Source organism: Duganella dendranthematis (assembly GCF_012849375.1).
Lineage (GTDB): Bacteria > Pseudomonadota > Gammaproteobacteria > Burkholderiales > Burkholderiaceae_D > Rugamonas > Rugamonas dendranthematis.
In genome coordinates this window covers 6,203,173-6,227,690 of the sequence record NZ_CP051684.1, presented here as the reverse complement: position 1 = coordinate 6,227,690, position 24,518 = coordinate 6,203,173, and the positions used below count along the sequence as shown (strand labels likewise).

Sequence of the window (24,518 nt, the reverse complement as noted above, 5' to 3'; positions counted from 1 at the left end):
AAAACAAATTGCGTTAACACACATCATGCAGGATAGGCCGGAAGAGGGATATACGGCAGATTTGCAATAAGCGGCATACCCGATAGGGTTAGTCGCTTATTGCTAGTTTTTTCTAATTATTGCTGTGGATTAAGGTTTGGCGGCGTTTCGTCGTAGTTCAGCGGCAGCCATTGATACTCGCCCTGATGCTGGCGGATATGGCCCAGGCCGGGGAAGGCGATGTGCGCAGCAGCCACGGTCAGCCGCTCGTTGGTGACCAGCTCCAGCAGGCGCGCGCGCGTGGCTTGCGCATTCGGTTCGTTGCTGTCGTACTTGAGCGTGGCGTTCGGATGCGGGAACTGGATGCCGGCCACGTGGACGATGTCACCCCAGATCAGCAACTTTTGCGACTTGCTCTGCACCAGATAGGCGGCGTGGCCGGGCGTATGACCGGGCGCCGGCAGCGCCTCGATGCCGGGTTCCAGCGGGCCGAAGGTTGTATACGGCTGGTAATGGCCGGCCGCCTTGTACGGCGCCACCGCCGCCTGCGCCGCATCGAAGAAGGTCGACAGGAAGTCCGGCGCCTTGGCCTTGTTGGTCGGCGTAAGCCAGTAATCGGCCTCGGCTTGCGACAGGCGCAGCACGGCATTGGGGAAGGCGGCCTGACCGTCGCGCATGATGCCGCCGGCATGGTCCTTGTGCAGGTGGGTGAGGTAGACCTCGTCCACCTGCTCCGGCTGGTAGCCGGCGGCGCGCAAATGCGCCATCAGCTTGCCGCAGCACGGACCGTACAGCGCGCCGGCGCCGGCATCGACCAGGATCAGCTTGCTGCCGGTATTGATCAGGAAAGCGTTGATCGAGCCTTGCACCGGCAGCTTGAGGTCGACCTCGGCCAGATCCTGCAAGGCTTGCTGTTGCGTGATGTTGGTCATCACGGTATCGACCGGGAACGGATGGGTGCCGTCGGACAGCGCGGTCACTTCAAAGTCGCCCAGCATGATGCGGTAGTAGCCAGGCGCCTGGCTCTGGGCCATCGGCGCGGCGGCGTGGACCAGGCCGGCACAGGCCAGCAGACAGGCCGCCATCAGGCGGCGCGGGAATGCAAACATTGACTACCTCCAGTATCGATCAGAATGCTTGGAGTCTAGTCTTTTCAGCAGCCGGTTGCGCCTGCAATAAGATCAGCGCGCCTTGAGGCCCATTTCGTCGAATTCCGCGTCCACCCCGGTATCTATTGCCCGTGCGGCTTTCAGGTCGGCGTTGCCGCTCTCATGCTCGCCCAACTTGCGTCTGGCTAGGCCACGTCCATATAGCGAAGTATAGTATTTGGGCCGCTGCGCCAATGCCGCGTTGTAGGCGGCGATCGCGTCCTGATAACGTCCCATGCGCAGCAATACCATGCCGCGACTGTCCAGCGTAGCGGCGTGATGGGCCGATTTCGCGAGCGAAGCATCACACAGCGACAGTGCCGTGTCCAGTGAACTGTTATGGGTCGCCAGCAGCCAGCACAGGTTGTTCAGACCGGTGGTGCTGTCGACCAGCGCGCGGGCGGCATCGTAGTCGCTTTGGGCCAATGTGGTGGCGCCGGTTCCGGTGTAGGCAATACCACGCAGGCCCAGCAAGATGCTGCGCTCATCTTTGGTGAGGCTACTGTTGTTCAGGAGCGAGGTGAGGATGGGCTGTGCATTGCTGAAATTACCGTTGCCGATCTCCAGCTCCGCGCTGTCGCGCACGATATTGAACGATTGCGGCTGCAGCGACAGCGCTTTGGCCAGGTCGCTGCGCTTTTCGGCCATTTGTGTCAATGGACGCAATTGCGCGCGGTAGAGGTACAAGTTGGCGGTCGGGCTGCGTTCGATACCGCGCGTCAGCACCGCAATCGCCTCAGGTTGCTGGCCCCAACGCATGTACGCCCGCGCGGCAATATGATAGGCGTAAGCTGTATCGGGAATGGCCGTCAGCGTCGCTTGTATTTCCTTGAGGGCGGCCGCCTTGTCCTTATGCGTCCAGGCGACTTCCAGCCGCAGCGAGTAGGCTGCACCCATGCCGGGACTCAGCTTCAGCACCTGCTCTGTATCGGCCATTACATGAGGGTAGTCGTGCTGCTCAAAGTAGGCATAGCTACGCTGCATGAGGGTGAAGGTGTGATCCGGTTCCAGTTGTAGCGAGCGGGTAAAGGCATCGACGGCTTCGGCGTACTGTTTGCGTTCGTAAGCCAGTGCGCCGCGCGCCCGGAACAGCAGAGGATTAGCGGCATTCAGCTCGGCCGACTGGTCGATATCCTGTTGCGCCAGTTTCAGTTCACCATTCCACGTGTAGGCAATAGCGCGCAGGCTATAGTTGTTGGCGTTTTTGGACTCCAGTTGCAGCGAGCGCGTCAGGTTATCAATGGCATCGCGTAGCTTGTGCTGGTCCAGTGCCGCCGCGCCGCGCTCGGCGTAGTCAGCAGCAGTGGGCGCAGGCGGTGGCGGCTTGCCTTTGGTGTCGGGATAAATGAGGCTGCCTAATATCATTGTGCCGATAAAAATCACCCAGATTAACGGCATCACGATACCGGTTGCAAAGTCCCGTTTGGCCAGTGAGACCATAAGAGGCAGCTTGCGCCAACCCGGCAACTGCGCATGGAGCGCGCGCCACTGCATGATGTTTGGCGCGCTGGCGACCATTGCCAGCCAAGTCGGGAAGCGTGCGATCAACTGCTCCAGCAGTGGCGTATCGTTAATTAACTCTCTGGTGCCGGGCGGTGAGCCGTCACGCAGCCGAAGCAGCAACTGGCGCTGTTCATAACGCACCTCCGGCGCCTGCTGGTCGAAGGTTGCGCGTTCGTTGATGGCGACATCCAGCATCGCGCCGGCCTGGCCGAGGCGGCGGACGCGGCGGCGGTCATCGCTCCAGCCGAAGATTGTGACGGCGGCGACCAGCAGGGCTTCGTGGCCAGGCTGCCAGCCGTCGGCCAACAGCGTGGCGATGTGATACTCGAACAGTTCCCGCGCGCTGATGCCTACCAGCCGCTCATCAGCCAGGCCGTGACGCAGCGCTTGCTGCCATGGGCAGTCGTCGTCGACCGGAAGGGCCGGCATGAGCTGCTGGAATTCGGAAAATACCACGCGGGCCTGTGTGGCCGGATCGTCTTGCTCGGGCGATGGCGATGGCGATGGCGCTTGCGGTTGCTCGTTGGCGATTGTGGTGACGGCATCTGGCGCATCAGCCACGATGGCAACTTCCTGCCCGGCGTCGCTGCGATGACGCACCCACAGCAGCGCGCTGTCGTAAGCCTCACGCAGAGACTGGAAGGCCGCAGGATCGGCTTCCTGGTCGATCTGTTTTAGCCGCGTGGCATAGGCGCGCCGGATTGCGCGCTCGTCGGCGTCCGGGGCCAGGCCCAGGAACTCCATAAAAATTAGCGTGTCGTGCATAAGGTTTACTGCTGCGTGTAGCTGGATTGCTCGACGTCGTCCAGCACGGTAATGAACTGATGGCGGATGCTGTCGATCTGATGTTTTTCCTGCGTCTCCAGCACTTGCTCGAATGCGCGGATATGCCCTCCCAGCCAGTCACGCTGGTGTCCGCGCAGCTGCTGGTACAGGCGTTCGGCGCGCGCCAGCAAAGTACGGTGTTCGAGCCGGTCGCGTGGATGGATTTTCAGCTCGGAGAGCAGGGCAAAGCGCGCAACAATATCGGCTTCGGACAACAGACCCGGGTTATCCTCGATGACCAGCGTGTGTTTTTCCTGCGACGCCAGGATGGTGGCCTCGACTTGCAGCAAGCCATTGATGTCGTAGGTGAAGCGGATATCGATGCCGCCCGCGTCTACGCTGGTGCCCGGCAGCGCGCAGTTCAACGTGCCCAGGCGGATATTGTCTTTCGCCAGGCGTGCTTCGCCTTGGTATATTTGCAGTTCCAGTTGCTTTTGCTTGTCGCTGACCGGGTAGTAGCGTTTCACACGGCTCACCGGCACCGGCGTGTTGCGTTCGATGATGGGATCGAAGTGGCCGCTGGAGTAGCTGCCGTCGCCCAACTGCATTGCCACGCTGATGCCCAGCGAGTAGGGCGAGACGTCGGTCATCACGACCTCGTCCAACGCCGCATCGCGCATTTTCAAGCCCACCTGCACGGCGGCGCCGAGCGCCACCACCTCGTCTGGACTGATTTCGGAGGATGGAAAACGGCCGAACATGCGCGCCACCAGCTTGCGCACCAGCGGCATCCGGGTGGCGCCGCCTGCCAGCACTACATTGTTTAGCTCGGCGCTGCGCAGGCCGGCATCACGCAGCGCGCGTTCCACCGGGCCGCGCAGACGTTGCAGCAAGCCAGCGCTGATGCGCTCCAGCGCCGCTTCATCCAGCTCCAGCACATAGTCGGCCTTTTGATGCTGGATGTGGATGCTGGCGTTGGGGGCGTCACTCAGCACGCGTTTGGCCGCCTCCGCCTGGAAGATCAAGCGCTGCATGAAATACGCATCGCTGCGCAGCGTCGCCGGCAGCGCGTGGTGGGCGAAGAAATGGTTGACCAGTGCGTGGACAAAGTCCTCGCCGCCAAGCGTGTTGTCGCCGGCCGAAGCCCGCACCTCCATCACCCCTTCGAACAGGTCCAGCACGGAAACGTCGAAGGTGCCGCCACCCAAATCGAACACCAGGAATTTTGTTTCACTGCCGCGCAGATGGATGCCATACGCCAGCGCGGCGGCGGTGGGTTCATTCAACAGCCGTTCGACCTTCAGGCCGGCCAACTGACCGGCGGCGCGCGTGGCCTTGCGCTGCGCATCGGAAAAATAGGCTGGCACCGTGATGATGGCTTCTGTGACAGGATGGCCCAGTGCCGCTTCGGCATCTTCTTTTAATGAGCGTAACACCAGCGCCGACAATTCTTCCGGGCGGAACTGGCGATGACCGAGCTGGATGGCTTTGTCGCTGCCCATGTAGCGCTTGAACACAGCGGCAGTACGGTCAGGATGGGTCTGCAACCGTTCGCGGGCGGCGCGGCCCACCAGGATGGTGCCGTCTTCGTCGAGACTGACGCACGATGGCGTCAATACTTCACCCAGGCTATTGGGCAGCAAGCGGGGCGCGCCGTTGTTCCATACGGCAATTAAACTATTGGTTGTACCAAGGTCGATCCCGACGATCATGTTGGCTTCCGGAAAAATTAGCAAGTTTATCACGGAAGGCCAGCATGTCCAGCCCTTAATTCAGATGAACCAGTCCGCGCTTGGCGGCCACCATGGCGGCCTCGGTGCGGGTGCAGACGTTGAGCTTCGACATGATGCTCTTGACGTGGAACTTGACGGTGCCGACGCCGATGCCGGCGGCGCGGGCGATGACCTTGTTGCTCATGCCGGTGGCCAGGTGCATCAGAATATCGCGCTCGCGCGGGGTTAGCTGGTTGCCGTGGATGCGGCTGGCCAGCTTGACGGCCAGTTCCGGCATCATGAATTTCTTGCCTTGCAGGACGGCGTGGATGCAGGTCATCAGATCGTCGAGCGGGGCGCTTTTCAGCATGTAGGCATGGGCGCCGGCGCGCATGCTGCGGTCGGCATCGTCTTCACCGTCGTGGCCGCTGAGGATGATGACCTTGGCGTCCGGATGCTGGGCACGGATGCGGCCGATGGCTTCGACGCCGTCGCAGCCCGGCATGTTCAGGTCCATCAGCAGCAGGTCGGGGTGCAGGCGGTCGCACATCTCCATGGCTTCCTTGCCATCGCAGGCCTGGCCCAGCAGCGTGAACTTGCCGTCGGACTCGATCAAGGCGGCCATGCCGGCGCGGATCAGCGGGTGGACGTCGGCAATGAGAACGGATGCGGTATTCATGGTCTGGATCTCCAGGTGAGGTTGATGAAGTCATTCTCGTCAACCTCGGCCGCGCCGTATAGTTATACGTTGGTATAGGCGGACCCGTCAGCGAATCTCCTTGGCTTGCGCAATCGCGTCACGCTCGCATTCCTCGGGCGTTTTGCTGCACGCGGCGAGCGCCTCGGTGTACTTGAGGGTCTGCTGCAGTGCAGTCAGGTCGTCGCGGAATTCGCGCGCGGAGCCAGGCTCTTTCTCCATTTGCCGGGTAAGGTCCGCCACATTGGCCTTTTGACGTTGGATGATGGCGGCGCGGATGCGCGCCAGTTCGGCCGCCGGCGGCGCCGGCATGGCAGCCATGTCATCCGACGCTGGCCGCTCGACGAGTTCGATCTTGCCATCCGCGCGCACCGCCACCGCGAGCTTGTCCGGCTTGTCGTACTTGGGCACCGGCAGCGTGACAGTCCTGGCTTTGCCTTCCGGCGGCGAGCGATATTCAACGTTGAGGCGCAGCGCGGCATGCCATTTTTGCGGCAGGTAGTAGCAGCAGCTTTGCAGGCTGGCCATGTAGGGCGCCAGCGGATCGGTATCGACCGCATTGTCCTTGTTGCGCGGGTCGCTGACGCCGACCTGCACCGCCTTCGCGCTGAAATTGAGCGTGGTGATCGTGACGCGTTGTTCGTTCGCGTTAGGCTTGTACTTGCTTTCGCCACGCTCGCCACGTTCCGGGCGGCCGGTCAGCACGGGCCGGCGCAGCAATTGCGGCGAACCCAGTTGCACCATGTGCGCCAGATATCCCGTATCGGAGCGCCCGGCAACAGAGAGTGCGCCGGGCGGAACCTGATAGATCGCACCCATTCTTTCGATCCACAGGGTGCGCACGCGCGGGTCCTGCGGGAACGGACCGGGCAGCGCTTCCTTGGCCGGCGGCGTGCCGACACTGCCGAAAGCCGGTCCGCTCCAGGCGCTGTTGTAATTGGTCAGGACGGTATAGTCGTCCACTCCTTTCCAGATTTTGAACATGTCCGTTTGCGCGCCGGTGCGCGGATCGACGATGGAATAGATACCTTCGAAGAGATCAGGTTCGGCGGCGTGCCCGCTTACTGGCAAGGCGAGGCTGAGGGCGAGCAGGGAAGTCAGGCGCATAGGTCTTTCAGCTGGTTGAGTTGAACAAGAAACCGCTCAGCGGCGAGGGCTGGCGGCCAGGGTTCCCACGGCGTGCCGCCGTAGATGGCGTGCAGTGGGTCGGCGTGCAGCGGTGGTACGGTGATTTTCAGCGTCTGCTGTACTTCCGTGGCGGACCAGCCGGCGATGTGGACCGCTTCGCTGGCGGCGGCCAGGCGGTCGGCGAGCTTGTGGGCGGCGTGTTCTTTTGCTGTCCAGCCGGGCAGACCGTAGCGCAGGAAGACGGCGGCGTCGAGTTTCTGCGACAGGGTCTTGAAGGCCTCGCCCAGAAACGGCTTGAGCGGCGAGATGCAGTCGAAGCCCAGCAGGCCTTCTTCGGCATCGTGCAGCAGTTCGCGCAGCGCCGCCAGCGGCGGCAGCGTCAGGCCGGCTGCGGTGCAGGCGGCGGTGCGCACATGCATCACCGTCAACGAGTGTTGCGCCACCGATAGCGGCAACGGCCACGCGGAATGGCCGCCCCAGCGATACGTGCGCGCCAGCCCCAACGCCAGGTCGCTATCGTCCCAGTCGAAGGGCGTGGGGTCGAGTAAATCGAGGCGCCGTCCGGACGGCATGCGCACCCAGGCGCGCTGTTCTTGATGATCTTTGGCCATGGCAAATTCTACAATGAAAGCCACAATTTATTTTTGGCAATAGTATTGGATCTGAAATACACTTGACCGTTATTGACCTTTCTTTTTCCTCGGCCATGGCGACCAGACCCAACTACATTTACCAGGGCGGATCGGTGATGATGCATTCACCGCTGCAATTGAAAAACGCAGACATGTACGGCTTCTTCGTCAGGGGCGACCTGGCGAAATTGCAGGCCACGCTGGACGGCACGCTGAACGCGGTGGCCGGCGCGCGCATGCGCTTCAAGGCGATTTCGCCGTATGTGCTGATCACCTTCACCCAGGTCAACCACGCCGATTCGGCGGCGCCGGTCGATCACGCCAAGGGCTGGATCACGGAGATCGATATCGTCACCTGGATCATGGTCGGCGCCATGGATGACGAGGGCGAACTGGCGCACATTTACTATTACCCGGCGCACATCTTCGTTGACGATGCGATGGCGCTGATTAACGGCCGTGAGCTGTTCGGCTATCCCAAGTATTTGTGCGAATACGAAATCGGCGCGCAGCGCTGCGCCTTGTCGGCCAAGGGCTTCCATCCGTTTTCGCCGGAGACCAAAATCGCGCTGCATCCGCTGCTGGAGGTGAACGCCACGCAGGCCAACGGCGACGAGCGGGAAATCAGCAGCCTGCTGGAGTTGATCGAGCAGGCGATAGAACTGTTCGCGTCCATTCCCGATTTCTTCAACATGGATATCGCCGGCTGGGAGGACATCATCTCCCTGCTGCGTAATCCGCGCATCGATCAGATCTTCCTCAAGCAGTTCCCGGACAGCTTTGGCCTGAAGGCGGTGTACCAGGCCATTCTGGCGGCGCCGGCGACCATCGACAAGATCCACGGCGGCAAACTGCTGGGCCATGATTACGAAGCGGTGCTGCACGCCTTCGACAGCTTCCCGCTCAACGATACGCTGGGTCTTCAACTTGGCGCGCAGCAGGCCATCCTGCCGTACTACCTGAATTTCGATTTCACCGCGCAGCCGGGCGAAGAGCTGGTGGATAACTCGTCGGTCGCACCGCAGAAGATTGCGATCCTCGGCGGCGGCGTCAGCGCCATGACCACGGCCTACTATCTGACCGATCAACCGGGCTGGCAGAACAACTACGACATCACGCTTTACCAGCAAGGCTGGCGATTGGGCGGCAAAGGCGCCAGTGGACGCAATGCTGCGTACGGCCAGCGCATCGAGGAACATGGGCTGCACATCTGGTTCGGCTTTTACTCCAACGCGTTCAGGATGATCAAGGCCGCTTATGCGCAATTGGATCGTCCGCCCGGCGCGCCGCTGGCCACTTGGCGCGACGCCTTCAAGCAGCAGGATTACGTGGCCTTGTCCGAGAAAGTCGGCGAGCAGTGGCACAACTGGTCGATCACGTTCCCGACGCTGCCGGGCGAACCGGGTGAGGGCGACCAGAAGATCACGCTGTGGCAGATGGCCGTGGCCATGGTGAGCTGGATCGAACAGTGGATACGCAGCCTGGATCATCTCACCAAGGAGATGGAACTGGCGCCCCATCCCCACCATACCGGCATCATTCCTGACTGGCTGTATCACCTGGCCGAAGGCGTGACATCGTCGGCGTCAGAGTTGATGGATGATGTGTCGCTGCTGGCGGGCGCCTTGTCCGGCATGGTGTTCAACATGGCGGAAGATGCGGGCAAGGGCCAGCATCTGGCGCTGGCAGGCGCCATGGCGGGCGTGCGCAGCAAGCTGCATTCGCGCTACGCCAAACTGATTGCGGGCGCCGATGGCAATGTGGGCGATGAGATCCGCCGGCTGTTTATCTGCCTGGATCTCGGCATGACGATCATGAAGGGCGTGTTTGAAGATGGCGTGATACGCAACGGCTTCGATGTGATCAACGATATCGATTTCCGCGACTGGCTGCGCAAGCATGGCGGCGATGAGCAACTGGCCGTGAATTCTGCGCCGGTGCGCGGTTTCTATGACCTGATCTTCGCATACGAAGGCGGTCATTTCGACAAGCCGAACGCGGAAGCCGGCACCATGCTGCGCTCCATGGCGCGCATCGGCCTGGCCTACAAGGGCGGCATCATGTTCAAGATGCAGGCGGGGATGGGCGATACCATCTTTACGCCGCTGTATCAGGCGCTGTTGAAGCGCGGCGTGAAGTTCAAGTTCTTCCACAAGGTGGAGGAGCTGGTGCCGGACGGCGCGCAGATCGGCAGTATCCGCATGACGCAGCAGGTTCAGCTAGCCGGCGCCGATTACGATCCGCTGGTGCCTGTAAAGGGGCTGGATTGCTGGCCGGGCGCACCGCTATATCCGCAGATTGACGAGCTGCAGGCGCAACTGCTGCAAGCGAAGGAAATCAACCTGGAGTCGCATTGGACCGACTGGCCGGAGGTGTACCGCGAAGCTTTCGGCAAGGAGCTGCCAACGGTAACGCTGAAGCGCGGCGTGGATTTCGATCAGGTGGTGTTCGGGATTTCGATTGGTTCCTTACCGGTGCTATGCCCGCAGTTGCTGGCGCAAAGCCCGGCGCTGCTGACGACCACGGAGAAGGTGCAGACGGTGGCCACGCAAGCCTATCAGGTCTGGCTCAACAAGGATCTGACGCAGATGGGCTGGGCGCATCAGCCGGGCGGCCAGCAGCCGGTGTTGAGCGGTTTCACCGAACCGTTTGATACCTGGGCGCCTATGGATCAGTTGCTGGAGCGCGAGGACTGGCCGGCGCCGCTCGATCCGCGCAATGTGTCGTACTTCTGTAGCGCGCTCACGGTGGACAGCTATCCGCCCGCCAGCGTGCATGGCTTCCCGGCGCAAATGGCCGAAATCGCGAAACAGGGTGCGATCAATCAGTTGAGCAAGGAGATTGCGTCGCTATGGTCGGCGGCCGGGCCGGCGGGCGCATTCCCGTGGCAATGGCTGGTGGATGGTAGCGAGGCCACCGGCGTGCAGCGCTTCGATGCGCAGTACTGGCGGGCGAATGTCGATCCGTCCGAGCGCTATGTGATGTCGGTGGTCGGTTCGACCAGGTATCGCCTGCGCACCGACCAATCGGGCTTCTCGAATCTGTTCCTGACGGGAGACTGGATCAAGACCGGCATCAATGCCGGTTGCGTCGAGGCAGCGGTGATGGCGGGCATGCAGGCCTCGCGCGCGATCAGCGGTTATCCTGTGGTGATCGAAGGCGAATCGGACTTTTAACGCGACTTTTAGATCTGCTTGTGGAAGAAGGTGGTGCCGCAGTAGGCGCCATCCGGCATCAACGCGAAGTTAGGCACGCTGCCGACGGCCTGCCAGCCTGCGCGCTGGTACAGGCGCTCGGCATCGCCACCGGTGACGGTGTCCAGTACCAGCACAGTCTTGGCTTCGTCGCGCGCGGCCTGTTCGACGGCGGCCATCAACTGGGCGGCGAGGCCGCGGCGGCGGGCGTCGCGATGTACCAGCATTTTGGCGACATCGGCGCGGTGCGGCTGGTTGTCCGGCTGCGCGGTGATCAGCTGGACGGTGCCGAGGATGCGGCCCGCTGTGGTTTCCGCCACCAGCAGCACGCGCTCCTTGCGGGCAGCGGCTTGCAGCACGCCGTGCCAGAAATCCAGCGCTTTCTCGCGCGCGAGCGGCAGCATGAAGCTGACCGAGGCGCCGCCTTTCACGCAATCGATCAAGACGTCGGCCAATGCGTTTGCCAGCGGGGCTACGCGTTCACGCGCTTCGTCGGTGCTGATGCGGCGGACGACGATATCGGCGTCGATGGCGGTCATGGATTTCTCCGGGTAGTGGCTTGCGTGGCCAGCGCCACCAGGTAGCGTGCCGGCTTGTCGGAAGGGTTGTGATAGACGATGTGACGGTCGAGGCGCATGGCCAGCGTGTCGCCGGCTTTCAGGCGCCATTGCTGGTCGCCGGCGCTGATGTCCATCGCACCTTCGATCATCCATACCTGCTGGTGGATGTCGGCGTTGTGCGGCACGCTGTCGTAGGCTACCCGTTGGCCTGCTGGGAAGACCACATCCACTAATTGGAGCGGCGACGGCGCGGACGGCGACAGGCTGCGGCGCGTATAGCCAGAGCCTGGGTCGGTCCATACCGGTTGCTCGGCAACGCGGGCGACCGGCGACGGCTCGCTGTCTTCGCTTTTGTCTTCAAACAGGGTGGCCAGCGATACGCCTAATGCGCTGGCGAGTTTGTCCAGTACCGCTGCGGTAGGGCTGCTCTCGCCGCGTTCAATCAGCGAGATGTTGGAGCGGCTGACGCCACTGCGGGTCGCCAGCGCGTCCAGCGACAGCCCTTGGGCGTCGCGCAGTTCCCGCAGACGGCGGGCAATGAGAAGGTTGATGTCCATGGATTTCCATTTTACAGGAAATCCATGTCCAGTAAACTGGAATTATGAGTCTTTGCTGACGTTAGTGTGGCTGGAATCGTCGCCGCGCGCGCCGGCATTTTTGTCGCGGTGGGAGGCGGCGGTGGCCGCAGCGGAGGCGCTCTGCTGATTGCGCTGATCTTCGCGGTTGTGGTTATCCTGGCGCAGCGCGCGTTCGGAGACTTCCTTCGGATCGTGCTGGAGGTTGCCGGCAGGCGTGTCGTTGCCTGGATGGCCGGTGGCGTGATTGCCGCTCTCGGACATGCCTTGCGTATTAGGATCGTAGCCGTCCTGCGGCATATTGGCGCCGGGTTTAAAACCGCGTGGGTCTGGTTTGTTTGGTTGGCTCATGATGGGTCTCCTGTGATGTCTAAGGGTGTAGCGCTATGCTAAGCCCGCCGTTTGGTGCGGTGCGTAGGTGCACACGCCGTGGCCGTGTAGGAGCGTGCGTGAGCGAACGGAGCAACGTACGGCTGCGTGCCAAGCTTGTTTTACACAAGGAGGTCACATGCCGGAAGTAAGACAAGGACAGGCGCCAGAAAAGCTGGAGCGCAAGGAGTTTCGTTTGCAGTTCATGCGGTCGTTCGTTGATCCGAGGTTTGAGCAGGCCGCGGACGCGCTGGCGCAGGTGGAGGAAATCGCCTGGCGTAATTATGATGAGGGACGCAAGGCGCCGATCACGCAGAAGGCCGGTAGTGAGTTCGCCGATCCTGACTACGATATGTCGGTGGAGTGGAAGGCGACGCGCGACCGGCTGCTGGCGGCTGAGCAGCGGCAGAAGGATGCGTCGACGCAGTCGCGCGTGTTGCTGATCATTGGCGCGGCGCGCAATGACGGCAGCTGTCCCGGGGAGATATCCAAGACGTATCGCATGAGCTTATGGGCGAAGGAGGTGCTGACCGCTGCGGATATCGAGGTCGATATATTGGATCTGAGTTTGCTGACGTCGGCCTATGATCAGCATATCCATCCGTGCAAGGGCTGCGTGTCGACTGCCATGCCGTTGTGTCATTGGCCATGCAGCTGTTATCCAAATCACGGTGAGCGCCAGGTGAATGACTGGATGGCGGAGATCTACGAGAAGTGGGTGGCCGCGCATGGCGTCATTATTCTGACGCCTACCTACTGGTATCAGGCGCCGTCTGTGCTCAAGCTGATGATCGACCGGCTGGTGTGTGCGGATGGCGGCAATCCAGATCCGACCACCACGCATGGCAAAAAGGCTGCCGAGGCCAAGGCGCTGGAGCTGGCCGGGTGGGATTATCCGAAGCACCTCGCCGGACGCGCGTACGGCCTGGTGGTGCATGGCGACGTGGCCGGCATTGAAGGGCTGCGGCGTGGCCTGGCCGACTGGCTGGACTGGATGGGATTGATCGATGCGGGCAAGCAGTCGGCGTTGGATCGGTATGTCGGCTATTACGAATCTTATGCCGACAGCCACGCGACGCTGGATAAAGACGAGGCGTTTCAGGAAGAGGTGCGCAATGTGGCGCGCTCGGTCGCGGTGGCGGTGGAACAGCTGCGCCGCGGTGCATTGCACAAGGCGGACGAAGATATCAAGCCGGCGCGGCCAAAGTAAGGGGCCAGCCAGCGATGAGACGCGGCCGGCGCGAGGTGGCAGCCCGCGTTCAGCTTAGCGCTTGCGCGCCAGCGTCACGCCGTCGCTGATCGGCAGCATCGACAGATCGATGCGCTGATCTTCGCGTAGTTTGATGTTGAGCGCTTGCAGCGCGGCGGTGTCCGGATCTTCGGCGCGGGCGGCGACGCGGCCGTCGCGCAGCGTGTTATCAAGTACCATCAGGCCGCCAGGACGCAGCAACTGCAGGCAGCTTTCGTAATAACCGTCGTAGCCCACCTTGTCGGCGTCGATGAAAGCAAAGTCGTATAGCCCGGCCTCGCCGTCGTTCAGCAATGCCTGCAACGTGTCCTGCGCTGGCGCTAGTCGCAGGTCGATCTTGTCGGCCACGCCGGCTTGCTGCCAGAACGGCTTGGCGACACTGGTGTATTCATCGCTGATGTCACAGGCGATCAAGCGGCCTTCCGGAGGCAGCGCCAGCGCCACCGACAGCGCGCTGTAGCCGGTGAACACGCCGACTTCAATCGCATTGCGCGCACCCATCAGCTTGACCAGCAGCGCCATGAACTGGCCTTGCTCCGGCGAGATTTGCATGCTGGCGCGTTCATGCCCGCGCGTGGCGGCGCGCAGCGCGGTTTGCGCCGGATGCTCGCGCAGCGAATGCGCAAGGACGTAGTCATACAATGTATCGGTCAAATTTAATGTGCGGTTGGACATGCTGGTAGCTCCCTGAATATGTGAGCCAGAGTGTAGCAGCGTCCGCGCCAACACGGCTCACGCTTGATCAGTTGCCTGCGTTACCACCAGCCGCGAGAAGCTGGCCACGCAACCGACCGCCGCAAACGCCGCTGCCAGCATCAGCGCATACGACGTGCCGCGCAAAGGCGACAGTGTGAAGCAGTACGCCACCAGCGCCGCACCCGTCGCCTGGCCGATCAGCCGCGCAGTGGCGACAATGCCGCTGGCGCCACCCGCGCGCGACGGCGGCGCGCTGCCCATGATCGCTTTCAGGTTCGGCGCCTGAAAGAAGCCGAAGCCGATACCGCACCACGCCATGCGCCAGCCGATATCGAACACGGTTGGATTCGCCGGCAGCATCACCATCGCCACCAGCCCGGACGACAATAAGGCGGTACCGATGCCACCCAGCGCGCCGGGCGGATAACGGTCGCTCAGGCGGCCGGCGATCGGCGCCATCACCGCCACCAGCACCGCCCATGGCGTCAGCAGAAAACCGGTTTCAATCGGCGAGCGGCCCAGCGTATGCTCAAAATAAAACGGCAGCGAAACGAATGCCAGTCCTTGCGCGGCGAAGGTGCACACCGCCGTCAACGCCGACAGCGCGAACAGCGGTCGTTTGAACAAATCCACCGGCAGCATCGGCGCCGCATGGCCGGCCTGGCGGCGCAAGAGCAGCACAAACAGCACCAGCGTGGCGATCACTTCCGGCAGCAGTCGTTGCCAGCCTTCCTGGTGCGCGGCGTCGCCGAAGGTGAGGATCAGCAGGCCGAAGGCAAACACGTTGAGGATGGCGGTGGGCGCGTCGATCTTGTGGCTGGCGCGGTGCGTGTGCGGCAGCGCGCGGCGGCCCAGCAGCACGGCGATCACGCCCAGCGGCACGTTGATGGCGAACAGCCATGGCCACGAGGAGACCGCCAGGATCAGCGACGCGGCGGTCGGGCCGACCGCAAAGCCCACCGCCACCACCAGCGAATTGAGGCCGAAGCCGCGTCCGTGCAGTTTGGCGGGGAAGATGGAACGCACCAGCGCGGTGTTCACGCCCATCATCGCGGCGCCGCCTATCCCCTGGAACAGCCGCGCCACCACCAGCGACGGCAGCGACCACGCCAGCGCGCAGGCCAGCGAGGCGGCGGTGAAGAGCGTCAGGCCAATCAGGCACACGCGCCGGTAGCCGATCACTTCACCCAGTGCGGCAAACGGCAGCAGTGTGGCGACCATGGCCAATTGATAAACGTTGACGATCCAGACCGAGGCAGCGGGCGTGGTAAGCAACTGGTCGGCGATGGCGGGTAGGGCGGTGTTGGCGATTGCGGTATCGAGCGCGGACATGCCGACGCCGATGGCAACCGACAGCATGGCAAGCCAGCGCGCATCGGGCGGCAGGCCGTCGCGCGCAGCCAGCGCGCTATCTTGAGGGTTCATGGAAAATCCGATGCAAGGTGAACTAAGCCTCTCATTGTCGCGGAAAACGCGAAACTTTGCTGGACCCTGCTCAGGTGCTGGTGCAGGCGTTGCGCAGATCGGCGCAGGCTTTGTCCAGCGCCGCTTCGACGTCCGGCAGCATGTCGATGACCTCCACCAGGTCGCCGGCGCTGGCGGCGGCTTCCATTTCGTGGCACAGCGAATGCAGGTGCGTGGAGTTGAGGTAGCCGGCGCTGCCCTTCAACGCGTGGATGGCCGCCGCAGCGGCGTTGCTGTTGCCGGCGACGACTGCCGCCCGTGCCGTCTCCAGCCGGCGCGGCGCCTCGTCCAGGAAGGCCTGGGTGATGCGCTGCATATGCTTGTGCGACAGGCCGGCCAGCGGCATGATTTGCACCGTGTCCGGCGGGGCCTCCGCTTGCTCGATGCCGAACTGCTCGTCCAGCGACGCGGTGCGCTCGGCCGCCAGTTGCATCGCATCGGTGGGCCGCAATGGCCGGCCGCGGCTCAAGTGCTGAGCGATGACTTTTTCCACCTGATCGTATAGCAGGCGTTCGTCAACCGGCTTGCTGAGGAAGCCGTCCATGCCACCGGCCAGATAGCGCGCGCGGTCATGGTCGCTGGCGTTGGCGGTAAGCGCGATGATCGGAATGGCCGGATCGAGCACGCGATAGTCTTCGCTGCCGCCGGCGCGGATCAGGCGCGTGGCCTGTTCGCCGTCCATCATCGGCATGCGGCCGTCCATCAGCACCAGATCGTAGGCGGCGGTGCTCAGCGCGTGCAGCGCCTGCAGGCCGTTTTCCACGATGCGGATGTCGTGCCCCATGCCCTCGAGCAGCGTGCTGACGATGATCTGGTTGGTGCGCACGTCTTCCGCGCACAGCACGCGCAGGCGGTAGGCGTGGTGCTCCTTGCGCGGCGCGGTGGCGGGGTCGATGGCCGGTGCAGCCCCCAACGCCAGCGGCAGCGTGAAAGTGAAGGTGGAGCCGGCGCCGACGCGGCTCTCGGCCATGATTGAACCACCCATCAGTTCCACCAGTTCCTTGCAGATCGCCAGGCCAAGGCCGGTGCCGCCGTAGCGGCGCGTGGTCGAATGGTCGGCCTGCTCGAATTTCTGGAACAGGCGTGGCAGCGTGTCCGGCGGGATGCCGGGGCCGGTGTCGCTGACATCGAAACTCACGCTGGCGCGGCCGTCGGCCAACTGCAGCGCCGAGGCGTCCAGCCGCACTTCGCCGCGGTCGGTGAATTTGATGGCGTTGCCCAGCAGGTTAAGCAGGATCTGGCGCAGGCGCGTCGGGTCGCCGCGCACGTAGCGCGGCAGGTCAAGTGCCAGGTCGGAGCGCAGCAGCAGGCTCTTGGCGTCGGCCTGCTGTTGCAGGATGCCGAGGGCGTCGTCGATCAGCGCGATCAGGTCGAAGTCCACCGTTTCGATGGACAGGCGGCCAGCGTCGATCTTGGAGAAGTCGAGGATGTCGTTGAGGATGGCCAGCAGCGATTCGCTGTTCTGCAAGCCGATACGCAGATACTCTTCGGTCCTGCCGCGCACCGACTGGTCGCGCATTGCGAATTTGATCATGCCGATCACGCCGGCCAGCGGCGTGCGAATGTCGTGGCTCATCGCCGACAGGAAGTCGATGCGGTGGCGGCTGACCACTTCCGCATGTTCCTTGGCCTCGGTCAGCTGGGCCGTGCGTTCGTTGACGCGCTGTTCCAGGTTGTTGCGCAGAAGGCGAATCTGGTCAGCCAGCGCAAACGCCAGCAGCACGCCGTCCAGCGTACCGCCGAGGAGCGTGAACAGCTGCGCATTGCTGACCAGCGCCGGGATCAGGCCGACGTTGGCCGGCAGGATGAACAGGCCAGGCACCATCAGCGCCACGAAACCGAACACGAAGAAGCGCGCCGGATAATAACCGCTGCGCCAGACGATGATGCCGGTGGTGAGCGCCATGGTCATCCAGATGGTGATGACGATGGTGGCGATGGTGTGAGCGTAGCTCAGCGCCAGGAAGCAGCTCGGCAGCGTCACCAGTGGCAGCACGATGTTGATGCGGCTCAGCGCATACAGGCGCGGCGCGGTTTCCTTCAGCCGCAGGAAGGTGGTGTAGAACAGCGTGCTCAGTACCGGCAGCAGGAAGAAGGGCACGTAATGCCAGTGCAGGTTATGCCAGCCGAACAAATCGGCCGACATGTGGAAGGTCATGCCCCACGCCACCGCGTAGCACAGCACATACAGCGAGTAGTACAGCGACGAGCGGTCGCGCGTGATCGAGTAGATAAAGAAGTTGAACACGGTGAGCGCCAGCAGCGCACCGATCGCGCCGATAATCAGCACGTTTTCCTTGGCCACCAGCTGCTGGTAGTCGGTGCGCGGCAGCACCGAGAATACCGGCGTGCGCGCGTAATAAGGGCTGGAGAATCGGATCAGCACCTGGTAGCGCTGGCCCGGCTGCAGGTCGATGTCCTTGCCATAGTGGAGCAGGTAGGCATGCGGCTGGCGGTAGCCGGTCATCATCTGGTGGATGCTGCCGTCTTCGTTGTATATCTGGATGTCGACCAGGTCGATCAGCGTGTCGTTCGGATCGATTACCCAGTGCTGCTGGCGGCTGTCGTTGCGCAGCTCTGCATACAGCCAGTAGCCGCCGCCCAGCAGATTGACCTTGGACGCCGCTGTGAGCTTGGCCAGCATGGCGGGCAGGCCGGCAGCGGTGACGGGATAAGGTTCGCCATTGTCGGCATACAGTTGACCGGCCTTGGCCAGATCGATGCTGGTGCTGGTCAGTGCGATGGGAGCGGCGGTGGCGCTGGCATGAGCGCACATCGCCAGCAGCAGGAGCAGGGCATAGCGGCGCAGGTACGCGGTGAAGCTGACTATCTTGCTCGCTTTGCTCATTCGTGGTCCGTGCGCCGGCTGTCCATGGTAGGTGGTGGTGTCATTTTAAACGAGAACTTAACGCTTTGGTATGATGACGGCTTTGCTCATCGGGACTATATCTTGTTTATTTCACCAGAACAGTTCATCGGATTCCTCGGCGCGGCGCTGCTAATTACCATTTCGCCGGGGCCGGATAACCTGATGGTGCTCAGCGTTGGCATGACGCGCGGACGTCGCCAGGGCATGGTATTTGGCCTGGGTTGCGCGCTGGGATGCCTGAGCCACACGTTGCTGGCAGCGCTGGGCGTGAGCGCCTTGATCAAGGCGTCGCCGCTGGCGTTTGGCGCGTTGAAGCTGCTGGGTGGCGGCTATCTGATCTGGCTCGGTTACGGCGCCCTGCGCAGCCGTGGCGGCGCGCGGGTGGACGGCGCCGGATTGCCTGATGAAAGTCTGCGCAAACTGTTCACCAAGGGGCTGTTCGCCAATATGATCAATCCGAAGGTGGTGCTGTTCTTCCTGTCGTTCTTACCGCAGTTTGTGGTGGCCTCGCGCGGCGACGCGGCGTGGCAGACGGCGCAACTGGGCCTGCTGTTCACGGCGCAGGCGGTGGTGCTGTTTGGATTGCTGGGCTATTTTTCCGGCGCGGTGGGGGCGTGGATCAATCGCACGCCGAGCGCCGGCAAGTGGATGGACCGGGTGGCTGGCGCGATTTTCGTCGGCCTCGGTTTACGCTTGATTATCGCCCGCTAAAAAAACTTTGATCGGGACGGCGTGATGTCATCAGGGCGTCATGCATGGCTGAGATACTGGCTTTGCTCTTTCAAGTCTCTCCCGATTTGAAACTTTCGGCCCGCGCCTCGCGAAGTGCGCGGGCTTTTTTTTATCTGGCTGTCAAGTCGAAGCGCAGTTCCATCGGATCCAGCACGGACATGGCGCCGCCCATGACGGAAAACGGCGTCAGGCCGAAATCGGTTTGCTTTAACTGGACCGTACCTTTGACGTTGATGACGCCATTTTCTTCACGCAGTTCGACCGGAATCGCCAACGTGCGCGTGACGCCGTGCAGTGTGATGGCCACTTGCAGCGGCTGGCCGGCGGTGCTGCGTTCCACGTGCACGGTGACCAGCGGATAGCGATCCGCGTCCAGCACTTTGGTCAGCATATTGTGGCGCGTGCCTTCGATGGCGTCGGCGGATGGCTGCTTTTCCAGGCCGGCGATGCGGCGCAGGTCTGCTTCATCTATTTTCATGTCATCGAGACGAAACTGGAAATCCGCTACATTGCGCGATGGCGAAACCGTGCCAGTCACCGTATGGCTTGCGACCACGTGGTCATGGCCGAGGCGCGCCAGTATACCGCCGCGCCGCACAGTGACGGCGATCAGCGATTGGGCGGTGTCGATGTGCAGTAGTGGGCCGGCGTCCCGCAGTGCCGGTGTGGCAGGCGGGGTGACAGAGGGCGGCGTTTCGGCGACAGCACGCGCGGTTGCGGGCGCCCTAGTTGGTGGCGGCAACTGCGTGCAAGCGCTCAGCGCACAGAGTGCTGCAAATACTGCATAGGTTAATAATTTAGTGTGCGTCATTTGGCCGTCATATTGTCCAATTATTATCGCTCCCGCTGGTGAACGCTTGCACCGTCCGACCCCGTGCCCAAGATGGCGTGGATGCTCTCGGTGCATGGCTCAGCAGGCTGGCCGGTGGCCTCAAACACCGGCACCATCCCCCATCTTTTGTACCTTAATGAAGTTCTAAGCCTGCGTTTTGCGATCGGTGGCAAAGTAGAACCCATAGCGCGAGGTTAAGCCCAGCGCCAGGTTGCCGGACCTATAACGCCCGGCACAATTTTAGTCCAGACGACACCATAGTCGGCGGACAACCCGACATCCCCACGCTTTCGAGCGTTTTGCGACCAGCACCGTCTCACGACGATGCTGGTTTTTTTTGCCTTTAGCCGGCGTGCTGCTTCAACCACGCGTCAATCTGCGGCAGACGCTTGGTGCGCACCTTGATGCGGTACTCGATCGCCGCAATCGCCTGCTTGGTATCGCCTTGCGCATCGGCCGGCAGGTACTGCTTGGCGTAAGCCTGCAGCTTGCCGATCATGGCCGGATCGGCCGAACGTCCGCCCAGACCAGGGAAGTAGCGGCTGCGCGAGGCGCCATCGACGATCTTGTCGATCTGGTCGCGGTGCGAGATGGCGAAGTCGAACGCCAGGTCCGGGTGGTTGCCGGCCACGTGGCTGATGATCGACGCGCCGGCGGTGGCGCCCGGTTCATCGGTCAGTGCCAGGTCCAGCGCGCGCTGCGCCTGGGCTTTGTCGTTGCTGGCGCCCAGCAGGTCATACAGCTGCGCCTTGATCATGTTCGATTGCTCGGCCTTGGCGGCGGCGCGCATCTGATCCCAGGTGGCGGCATCGGCACTGGTGGCGATCACGCTGAGGATAGGACGACGCAGCGCGGCCGGCATGGCCGACTTGTCGGTGGAGGAAGCGGCATAACGGCGGCGCGCTTCGGCGATCACGCTTTCGTCACCCACTTCGCCCAGCACGCGGATCAGCGTGTCGCGCAGGTTGGCTACAGGTGCTGCTTCATCCTTGGCGGCGGTCCAGCCAATGCGGGCAAACACTGGCGCCAGGCGCGCACGCGCAAAGCGGTCCAGCGCCGCACGCTGTTCCGGCTTGCCTTCGTAGCTGTCGTGCAGGCCGGCCAGTACGCCGGCGATCTTCTGCCACACCTGCGGCGCCGCGTCCACCGGCGCGCTGTTGGCCAGGTCGAGGAAGCTGGAGGCCGGCATCAAGCCGGCCATGCCCAGCGCCCAGCTATCCGACAGCAGGCCCAGTTGGTCGATGGTCGGCATGGTGGCGAAGCCCTTCGCCAGCGCGCCAAAGGCCTTGTCGGTGTACAGCGTGCGGTAGTAGCCACTCTGGCCGGCATTCACCAGTACCGCGCCGCAACCAGGCAGCGTCATGCTGGCCTTGCCGCCGCTGACCACCGTGCGCACGGTGGCGCCGCCGACGGTCTGGGCGATCACCGGCACGCGCCAGCTCAGTGGCTTCTTGTTTTCCTTGTCCTTGCTGAATTCACCCTGCGTCAGCTGGATGGTGGTCTTGCCATCCTTGCACACGGCATCGGCCACGCGGATCAGCGGCACGCCCGGTTGCAGCGTGAAGTCGTGGGCAATCGCGGTCACCGGCTTGTGCGCTGCCTTTTCCACTTCGCGCCACAGGTCGTCGGACACCGTGTTGCCGTAGGCGTGCTTGGCGATATAGCTGCGCACGCCGGCGCGCCAGCCTTCTTCGCCCACATAGTTTTCCAGCATGCGGATGACCGATTCGCCCTTGCTGTAGGTGATGTTGTCGAATGCCTGGCTGGCTTGTTCGACGGTGGCAATGTGCTGCACGATCGGGTGGGTGGTGGCCAGCGCGTCCTGCTCCATCGCGCCTTCGCGGGTGCCGACTGCGCGCAGTTCCCAGTTCCATTCAGGGTGCAAGCGGGTGGTGGTGCGCGATTCCATCCACGAGGCGAAGCCCTCGTTGAGCCACAGATCGTCCCACCATGCCATGGTCACCAGGTCGCCGAACCACTGGTGCGCCATTTCGTGCGCGGCCACCAGGAACGATACTTCCTTGTCCGACTGCGTGGCGACGCGCGGATCGAGCAGAATCGAATTCTCAAAGGTGAAGATAGCGCCCCAGTTTTCCATCGCGCTGAAAAACTGGCTGCGGCCTGGCGCGGCGATGTTGTCCAGCTTAGGCAGCGGATATTTGACGCCGAAGTAGTCGTTATACTCTTTCAGCACATCGCGCGACGAGTCCAGCGCAAACTGGGCCTGGCCCAGCGAACCCTTTTGCGTAATCACGCCCAGCTCCACGCCTTGCTCCATGGCGGTGGCGCGCTCAAATTCGCCCAGGCCGAAGAACAGCAGGTAGGTCGACATTTTTGGCGTGGTGGCAAACCGCACCAGTTCACGGCCGTCGGCCAGCTTGGTGGTGGAAGTCGCCGGCATATTGGACACGGCCATCTGGCCGGCAGGGACAATGGCCTCCAGCGCGAAGGTGGCCTTGTAGAACGGCTCGTCCCACGATGGGATCATGCGGCGCGCGTCGGAGTTTTCAAACTGGGTGTACAGGGCGCGCTTTTTGGCGCCGCCGTTGTCGTAGTCGAGCGAGAACAGGCCGGAGGCCTGGGTGCCGATCACACCCGTGTAGTCCAGCTTAAGCTGGTAGCTGCCCGGCTTCAGGGTATCGGCGAAATGGAAGGTGACGGTCTGCTTGTCGGCGTCGATATCGGTCTTGCTGGCGGCTTGCTGCGATTTGCCTGGGCCGGCGCTGATGGTGGCGGCGCTGAATTTCAGGTCGGCGGCGTTCAGGGTCAGGCTGCTGGTGGCTTGTTTGACATCGAGCGCGATCGTCACGCTGGCGCTAAAGCTGCTGTTGGCGGCATCCGGTGTCAGCGACACGGCGTAGTGCGTCGGGACGGCGGTGCGGGGAAGCTGGGTAGTGACCTGCGTAACTTTGGCGGCAGGGGCAGCGGCGACCAGGGTAGGGGCGCCGGCGGACAATCCCAGCAGCGCCATGACGGCGAGCGAAATCAAACTGCGTTGCATGCTTTTCCTTTGTAATGTGAGCCTTTTGGGCAAGCAAGCAATCTACGGCGAAGTGCGGACGCTGTCAAATCCCAAATAGGATTATGATCTTGCTACGTTCACTTTGGCATAAGGCACAGACATGATCGATTTGTACACGGCCGCGACTCCCAACGGCCATAAAGTCTCCATCGCGCTGGAAGAGCTGGAACTGACCTACACGCTGCATGCGCTGGACCTGATGGCCGGCGAACAGAAAGAACCCTGGTTCCTGGCGATTAATCCGAACGGCCGCATCCCGGCCATCGTCGACCGTGCCGAGGACAATTTTGCGGTGTTCGAGTCCGGCGCCATCCTGATTTATCTGGCCGAGAAAACCGGCGAATTGATGCCCACAGATTTCAAGGGCCGCTCGCAGGTGCTGCAATGGCTGATGTTCCAGATGGGCGGCATCGGCCCGATGATGGGGCAGGCCAATGTGTTCCACCGCTACTTCCCGGAGAAGATACAGCCGGCCATCGACCGCTATCAGGGCGAGAGCAAGCGCCTGTTCCGCGTGCTGGACGCGCACCTGGCGCAGCACGAATACCTGGCCGGCGATTATTCGATCGCCGACATCGCCAACTGGGCGTGGGTGCATACGCACAACTGGTCGGGCGTGACGGTGGATGACCTGCCGCACCTGCAACGCTGGTTGGCCGCGATTGCCGCGCGGCCGGCGGTGCAGCGCGGGATCATGCTGCCGCCGCGTGTGGAGCGCACCGATCCCACTACAGTAGGCACGATGTTGGAAAAGGGGCAATCGCGATGAAGCTCTATACCTCCGCCCGCGCGCCCAATCCGCGCCGCGTCGCCATGTTCATCGCCGAGAAAGGGCTGACCGGCATTGAACCGGTGCAGATCGATATCGGCGCCGGCCAGCACCGCAGCGCCGAATACCTGGCGCTTAACCCGTTCGGACGGGTGCCGGCGCTGGAGCTGGACGACGGCCGCGTGCTGTGCGAGACGCGCGCCATCTGCTCCTGGCTGGAAGGCTACGCACCCGAGCCTAATCTGATGGGCGAGGGCTTTGACGAGCGGGCCTTCATCGAGATGACGGACCGCCGCGTGGAACTGCATCTGTTCCTTGGAGCCGCCAACTGCATCCGTCACACGCATCCAGGCCTGGCGGCGCTGGAGCAGCCGCAGTTTCCGGATTACGGCGCGGCGCAGGCCGAGAAGATGCGCGAAACGGCGCGCTGGCTGGATGCAACCCTGGCTGGCCAGCCCTTTGTGGCCGGGCAGCGCTTCACCATCGCCGATATTACCGCGTTCTGCGCCTTGGAGTTTGCGCGTGGACTGATGAAATTCCGGCCGGGGCAGGAGGGATTGGCCCACCTTCAGGCATGGCGCGACCGCATTGCCGAGCGTCCCAGCGCGGGTGCGCTGGGCTAA

Annotated in this window: 19 protein-coding genes; 5 read left to right on the top strand and 14 right to left on the bottom strand. The window is 62.8% G+C overall.

Features of this window, described 5'->3' with window-relative positions; all coding sequences use genetic code 11:
* Positions 1 to 116 precede the first annotated feature (116 nt).
* The 6 genes from HH213_RS28460 to HH213_RS28435 form a co-directional block, all read right to left on the bottom strand.
* Entirely contained in the window at positions 117 to 1,088 is a 972-nt protein-coding gene (locus HH213_RS28460) for an MBL fold metallo-hydrolase (protein WP_169114526.1), read from the bottom strand.
* 72 nt (positions 1,089 to 1,160) lie between these two features.
* Positions 1,161 to 3,395, bottom strand: coding sequence for a J domain-containing protein (locus HH213_RS28455; protein ID WP_169114525.1), 2,235 nt, complete (start codon positions 3,393 to 3,395; stop codon positions 1,161 to 1,163).
* A 5-nt stretch (positions 3,396 to 3,400) separates the two neighbouring features.
* The gene (locus HH213_RS28450) at positions 3,401 to 5,107 is read right to left on the bottom strand and encodes a molecular chaperone HscC (RefSeq protein WP_169114524.1); all 1,707 of its coding nucleotides are present in this window, start codon (positions 5,105 to 5,107) and stop codon (positions 3,401 to 3,403) included.
* A gap of 55 nt (positions 5,108 to 5,162) precedes the next feature.
* Positions 5,163 to 5,786 (bottom strand): response regulator, encoded by a 624-nt coding sequence (locus HH213_RS28445; RefSeq protein ID WP_229263213.1) that lies wholly within the window; start codon positions 5,784 to 5,786, stop codon positions 5,163 to 5,165.
* Between the two features lie 87 nt (positions 5,787 to 5,873).
* Positions 5,874 to 6,911, bottom strand: a complete 1,038-nt coding sequence (locus tag HH213_RS28440) for a DUF3304 domain-containing protein (RefSeq protein WP_169114523.1) — start codon at positions 6,909 to 6,911, stop codon at positions 5,874 to 5,876.
* Positions 6,902 to 7,543: a phosphohydrolase gene (locus HH213_RS28435; RefSeq protein ID WP_169114522.1), complete on the bottom strand. Its 642-nt coding sequence runs from the start codon at positions 7,541 to 7,543 to the stop codon at positions 6,902 to 6,904. The genes HH213_RS28440 and HH213_RS28435 overlap by 10 nt, the downstream gene beginning before the upstream one ends.
* Before the next feature lie 137 nt (positions 7,544 to 7,680).
* Here HH213_RS28435 and HH213_RS28430 point away from each other — a divergent pair, with 137 nt between their 5' ends.
* Complete coding sequence (locus tag HH213_RS28430) at positions 7,681 to 10,740, top strand: NAD(P)-binding protein (RefSeq protein WP_229263212.1); 3,060 nt, start codon at positions 7,681 to 7,683, stop codon at positions 10,738 to 10,740.
* A gap of 8 nt (positions 10,741 to 10,748) precedes the next feature.
* Here the strand turns inward: HH213_RS28430 and HH213_RS28425 are convergent, their stop codons facing one another.
* From HH213_RS28425 to HH213_RS28415, 3 genes are read right to left on the bottom strand one after another with little or no spacing between them, the layout of a single operon-like run.
* Positions 10,749 to 11,297, bottom strand: a complete 549-nt coding sequence (locus HH213_RS28425; RefSeq protein WP_169114521.1) for a GNAT family N-acetyltransferase — start codon at positions 11,295 to 11,297, stop codon at positions 10,749 to 10,751.
* On the bottom strand, positions 11,294 to 11,875 hold the full coding sequence (locus tag HH213_RS28420; RefSeq protein WP_169114520.1) for a helix-turn-helix domain-containing protein: 582 nt from the start codon (positions 11,873 to 11,875) through the stop codon (positions 11,294 to 11,296). The genes HH213_RS28425 and HH213_RS28420 overlap by 4 nt, the downstream gene beginning before the upstream one ends.
* A 42-nt stretch (positions 11,876 to 11,917) precedes the next feature.
* Positions 11,918 to 12,244 (bottom strand): hypothetical protein, encoded by a 327-nt coding sequence (locus tag HH213_RS28415; RefSeq protein ID WP_169114519.1) that lies wholly within the window; start codon positions 12,242 to 12,244, stop codon positions 11,918 to 11,920.
* Positions 12,245 to 12,401: 157 nt separating this feature from the next.
* Here HH213_RS28415 and HH213_RS28410 point away from each other — a divergent pair, with 157 nt between their 5' ends.
* Positions 12,402 to 13,472: a flavodoxin family protein gene (locus HH213_RS28410; RefSeq protein ID WP_169114518.1), complete on the top strand. Its 1,071-nt coding sequence runs from the start codon at positions 12,402 to 12,404 to the stop codon at positions 13,470 to 13,472.
* Between the two features lie 54 nt (positions 13,473 to 13,526).
* On the opposite strand, the gene HH213_RS28405 is transcribed toward HH213_RS28410, so the two are convergent.
* From HH213_RS28405 to HH213_RS28395, 3 genes are all read right to left on the bottom strand, one after another.
* Positions 13,527 to 14,165, bottom strand: coding sequence for a class I SAM-dependent methyltransferase (locus tag HH213_RS28405; protein ID WP_229263211.1), 639 nt, complete (start codon positions 14,163 to 14,165; stop codon positions 13,527 to 13,529).
* Positions 14,166 to 14,243: 78 nt separating this feature from the next.
* The gene (locus HH213_RS28400; protein WP_169114516.1) at positions 14,244 to 15,632 is read right to left on the bottom strand and encodes an MFS transporter; all 1,389 of its coding nucleotides are present in this window, start codon (positions 15,630 to 15,632) and stop codon (positions 14,244 to 14,246) included.
* 70 nt (positions 15,633 to 15,702) lie between these two features.
* Positions 15,703 to 18,519, bottom strand: a complete 2,817-nt coding sequence (locus tag HH213_RS28395; RefSeq protein ID WP_169114514.1) for a hybrid sensor histidine kinase/response regulator — start codon at positions 18,517 to 18,519, stop codon at positions 15,703 to 15,705.
* Between the two features lie 102 nt (positions 18,520 to 18,621).
* Here HH213_RS28395 and HH213_RS28390 point away from each other — a divergent pair, with 102 nt between their 5' ends.
* On the top strand, positions 18,622 to 19,251 hold the full coding sequence (locus tag HH213_RS28390; protein WP_169114512.1) for a LysE family translocator: 630 nt from the start codon (positions 18,622 to 18,624) through the stop codon (positions 19,249 to 19,251).
* Positions 19,252 to 19,381: 130 nt separating this feature from the next.
* Here the strand turns inward: HH213_RS28390 and HH213_RS28385 are convergent, their stop codons facing one another.
* Together HH213_RS28385 and HH213_RS28380 are read right to left on the bottom strand one after the other, a co-directional pair.
* A complete protein-coding gene (locus tag HH213_RS28385) occupies positions 19,382 to 20,083 on the bottom strand; it encodes a YceI family protein (protein ID WP_169114510.1) in 702 nt (233 codons plus the stop codon).
* A 364-nt stretch (positions 20,084 to 20,447) separates the two neighbouring features.
* Complete coding sequence (locus HH213_RS28380; protein ID WP_169114508.1) at positions 20,448 to 23,105, bottom strand: M1 family metallopeptidase; 2,658 nt, start codon at positions 23,103 to 23,105, stop codon at positions 20,448 to 20,450.
* 121 nt (positions 23,106 to 23,226) lie between these two features.
* On the opposite strand from HH213_RS28380, the gene HH213_RS28375 reads away from it, so the two are divergent.
* Both HH213_RS28375 and HH213_RS28370 read left to right on the top strand, forming a co-directional pair.
* Positions 23,227 to 23,895, top strand: a complete 669-nt coding sequence (locus HH213_RS28375; RefSeq protein WP_169114506.1) for a glutathione S-transferase family protein — start codon at positions 23,227 to 23,229, stop codon at positions 23,893 to 23,895.
* Positions 23,892 to 24,518 carry a glutathione S-transferase family protein gene (locus HH213_RS28370; protein ID WP_169114504.1) on the top strand — a complete coding sequence of 209 codons (627 nt, stop codon included), beginning with the start codon at positions 23,892 to 23,894 and terminating at the stop codon, positions 24,516 to 24,518. The genes HH213_RS28375 and HH213_RS28370 overlap by 4 nt, the downstream gene beginning before the upstream one ends.

Coding starts and splice junctions, on each gene's coding strand:
- HH213_RS28400 (WP_169114516.1), bottom strand. CDS start 15,632: ATGAACCCTCAAGATAGCGCGCTGGCTGCGCGCGACGGCCTGCCGCCC.
- HH213_RS28430 (WP_229263212.1), top strand. CDS start 7,681: ATGATGCATTCACCGCTGCAATTGAAAAACGCAGACATGTACGGCTTC.
- HH213_RS28375 (WP_169114506.1), top strand. CDS start 23,227: ATGATCGATTTGTACACGGCCGCGACTCCCAACGGCCATAAAGTCTCC.
- HH213_RS28455 (WP_169114525.1), bottom strand. CDS start 3,395: ATGCACGACACGCTAATTTTTATGGAGTTCCTGGGCCTGGCCCCGGAC.
- HH213_RS28370 (WP_169114504.1), top strand. CDS start 23,892: ATGAAGCTCTATACCTCCGCCCGCGCGCCCAATCCGCGCCGCGTCGCC.
- HH213_RS28410 (WP_169114518.1), top strand. CDS start 12,402: ATGCCGGAAGTAAGACAAGGACAGGCGCCAGAAAAGCTGGAGCGCAAG.
- HH213_RS28415 (WP_169114519.1), bottom strand. CDS start 12,244: ATGAGCCAACCAAACAAACCAGACCCACGCGGTTTTAAACCCGGCGCC.
- HH213_RS28395 (WP_169114514.1), bottom strand. CDS start 18,519: ATGAGCAAAGCGAGCAAGATAGTCAGCTTCACCGCGTACCTGCGCCGC.
- HH213_RS28380 (WP_169114508.1), bottom strand. CDS start 23,105: ATGCAACGCAGTTTGATTTCGCTCGCCGTCATGGCGCTGCTGGGATTG.
- HH213_RS28445 (WP_229263213.1), bottom strand. CDS start 5,786: ATGAATACCGCATCCGTTCTCATTGCCGACGTCCACCCGCTGATCCGC.
- HH213_RS28385 (WP_169114510.1), bottom strand. CDS start 20,083: ATGACGCACACTAAATTATTAACCTATGCAGTATTTGCAGCACTCTGT.
- HH213_RS28460 (WP_169114526.1), bottom strand. CDS start 1,088: ATGTTTGCATTCCCGCGCCGCCTGATGGCGGCCTGTCTGCTGGCCTGT.
- HH213_RS28450 (WP_169114524.1), bottom strand. CDS start 5,107: ATGATCGTCGGGATCGACCTTGGTACAACCAATAGTTTAATTGCCGTA.
- HH213_RS28420 (WP_169114520.1), bottom strand. CDS start 11,875: ATGGACATCAACCTTCTCATTGCCCGCCGTCTGCGGGAACTGCGCGAC.
- HH213_RS28440 (WP_169114523.1), bottom strand. CDS start 6,911: ATGCGCCTGACTTCCCTGCTCGCCCTCAGCCTCGCCTTGCCAGTAAGC.
- HH213_RS28425 (WP_169114521.1), bottom strand. CDS start 11,297: ATGACCGCCATCGACGCCGATATCGTCGTCCGCCGCATCAGCACCGAC.
- HH213_RS28435 (WP_169114522.1), bottom strand. CDS start 7,543: ATGGCCAAAGATCATCAAGAACAGCGCGCCTGGGTGCGCATGCCGTCC.